Origin of the sequence: Mesorhizobium sp. M1A.F.Ca.IN.020.06.1.1, from assembly GCF_004023265.1 — a bacterium.
GTDB lineage: Bacteria > Pseudomonadota > Alphaproteobacteria > Rhizobiales > Rhizobiaceae > Mesorhizobium.
The window spans coordinates 1-2,299 of the sequence record NZ_RZSR01000945.1 but is presented as its reverse complement, the minus strand read 5'-3'; the positions used below and the strand labels follow the sequence as shown (position 1 = coordinate 2,299).

Genomic DNA, 2,299 nt, shown 5'->3' with positions numbered 1-2,299 from the left:
GGCGTCGGGCCTCTCTTGCCCGGTCGGCTTCAAGAACGGCACCGACGGCAATCTGCGAATCGCCGGCGAGGCGGTGAAGTCCGCTGCGCAGCCGCATCATTTCATGGCGGTGACCAAGGGCGGCCGCAGCGCGATCGCGGCGACGACCGGCAACGAAGACTGCCATGTCATTCTGCGTGGCGGCGTAGCGCCGAACTACGACGCGGCAAGCGTCGACGCGGCCGCCGCGGAGCTCGGCCGCATCGGCATCGCGCCGCGCCTGATGATCGATGTCAGCCACGCCAACAGCGGCAAGAAGCCGGAGAACCAGCCGAAAGTCGCGCACGACGTGGCGGGCCAGGTCGCAGCGGGCGACGAGCGCATCATCGGAGTCATGATCGAGAGCAATCTCGTCGCCGGCCGTCAGGACGTCGTGCCCAGCAAGCAGCTCACCTACGGCCAGAGCATCACCGACGGCTGCATCGATTGGGCGACCACCGAAACGGTGCTGCACGGACTTGCCGGCGCCGTCGAGTGGCGCCGGTCGGTGAAGCGCGAACTGCTCGCCACCCGTCAGGGCGCCGCCTGACAACCCTGGCGAGGGCGGCGTTCACGCGGCCCTCAGCCCTTCCCATGCGGTGAATACCGAGACCGCGAATAGAAGCAGCCCGGCCGCACGGCCGGCAATGACCGTTGCCCGCGGATTGCCGACCAGAAGCGCCCGGCTGCGCCCGGCGGTGATGGCGAGGCCGCCGTAGATTCCTGCTTGTGTGACGACAGTCAGCAGTCCCATGATGGTCGCCTGCATCCAGATCGGACCGTAAACCGGCTTCAGGAACTGCGGATAGACGGCAAGGATAAACAGATAGGCCTTGGGGTTGATCAGGCAGGTGACCAATCCCTGGCGAAAGGCTTTCCAGGCGGAGCGGCTGCCGGCGGGCCCGTCATCGCTGACGGTGATCGAGCTGCGCATCAGCGAAATTCCGATATAGGCCATGTAAGCGGCGCCGGCGATCAGCAGCGGTTTGAACAGGACCGGCACGAAATGAATCAGCAGCCCGACGCCGATCGCCCCGTTCAACGTATGCACTACGCCGCCGAGCATAATGCCGCCGGTCGCCGCCAGCCCCCTGTCGCGCCCCCCGGTCAGCGCATTGGCCAGCACGAACAGCATGTCCATGCCCGGCACGGCGATGATGCCGAACAGCAGGATGAAGAACAGCCAGAGATTTTCCGTGTAACTCATGTCAGTTGCCTGTCGCGGCCCGCCAAGGACGCTGAGGAATCTGTTGATTTTCAAACTGATGCGCGGCCCTATAGGTCATCCCAACTGACGGGGGTGTGTCAGTTGCGTTTCGATCGAGTGGAAAAATGCGCAAGGCCTCGCGCCTGTTCGAAATCATCCAGATCCTGCGGCTGGCCAAGAAGCCGGTGACCGCGGCGACGATCGCCGAGCAACTGGAAGTGACGGTGCGCTCGGTCTATCGCGATATCGCAGCGCTGCAGGCGATGCGGGTGCCGATCGAGGGCGGGCGCGGCATAGGCTATATCCTGCGCCCCGGCTTCGACCTGCCGCCGCTGATGTTTTCGATCGAGGAGATGGAGGCGATCGTGCTGTCGCTGGCGCTGCTGGAACGCACCGGCGATGACGAGCTCAAGCAGGCGGCAAAGCGCGTTGGCGCCAAGATCGCCGGCGCCGTGCCACCGCCCTTGCGCCAGACGCTCGACGCCAACGCTCTTCATGCTTGGGGTTTTTCGCCTGCGGCCGCGGCGGTCGATCTGGCGCTGGTGCGCCGCGCCATCCGCGACGAGGAGAAGCTCGACCTCGCCTACCGCGACGAAGCCGGCCGCGACACACAGCGTATCGTCCGCCCGATCGCGCTGATCTACTACGCCGAGACCGCCAACATCGTCGCTTGGTGCGAGCTGCGCCAGGCCATCCGCAATTTCCGCAGCGACCGCATCGAGGATTGCCAGCCGACCGGCCTGTGGTTCAAAGGCGAAGGCGATCAACTGCGGCAGGTTTGGGTGGACGGCTGGGAGATCAATGCGGCAGCAGCCGCCGGCACCTGAAGGCGAGCCGGCTCACCTCACATCCACCCAGCGCTGTTCCTGGAACGATCGCGCCATCGCATGCACGGTGCGCTCGATCTCCAGCCCCTCGTCGAAGTCGATGGTCCGCGCCGGCTTGCCGGCGATCCGCATCAAAAGCTCGCGGCATTCGATGATCTTAAGGTCGTTGAAGCCGAGGCCGTGGCCGGGCGCCGGCACGAAGGAATCGTAGGGCTTGTGGTGCGGCGCCAGCAGGATCGTGCGGTAG

Annotated in this window: 3 protein-coding genes and 1 pseudogene; 2 read left to right on the top strand and 2 right to left on the bottom strand. The window is 65.6% G+C overall.

What is annotated here, in order from left to right; genetic code table 11:
• Window positions 1-568 (top strand): 3-deoxy-7-phosphoheptulonate synthase (locus EOA60_RS29380; RefSeq protein ID WP_128312359.1); only part of this gene is annotated, 568 nt, incomplete at its 5' end.
• A gap of 21 nt (window positions 569-589) precedes the next feature.
• On the opposite strand, the gene EOA60_RS29375 is transcribed toward EOA60_RS29380, so the two are convergent.
• Complete coding sequence (locus EOA60_RS29375) at window positions 590-1,225, bottom strand: LysE family translocator (protein ID WP_095776900.1); 636 nt, start codon at window positions 1,223-1,225, stop codon at window positions 590-592.
• A 125-nt stretch (window positions 1,226-1,350) separates the two neighbouring features.
• On the opposite strand from EOA60_RS29375, the gene EOA60_RS29370 reads away from it, so the two are divergent.
• The gene (locus EOA60_RS29370) at window positions 1,351-2,052 is read left to right on the top strand and encodes a YafY family protein (RefSeq protein WP_095782142.1); all 702 of its coding nucleotides are present in this window, start codon (window positions 1,351-1,353) and stop codon (window positions 2,050-2,052) included.
• Window positions 2,053-2,064: 12 nt separating this feature from the next.
• Here EOA60_RS29370 and EOA60_RS29365 read toward each other — a convergent pair.
• A pseudogene (locus EOA60_RS29365) lies at window positions 2,065-2,299 on the bottom strand (gfo/Idh/MocA family oxidoreductase); the annotation flags it as partial.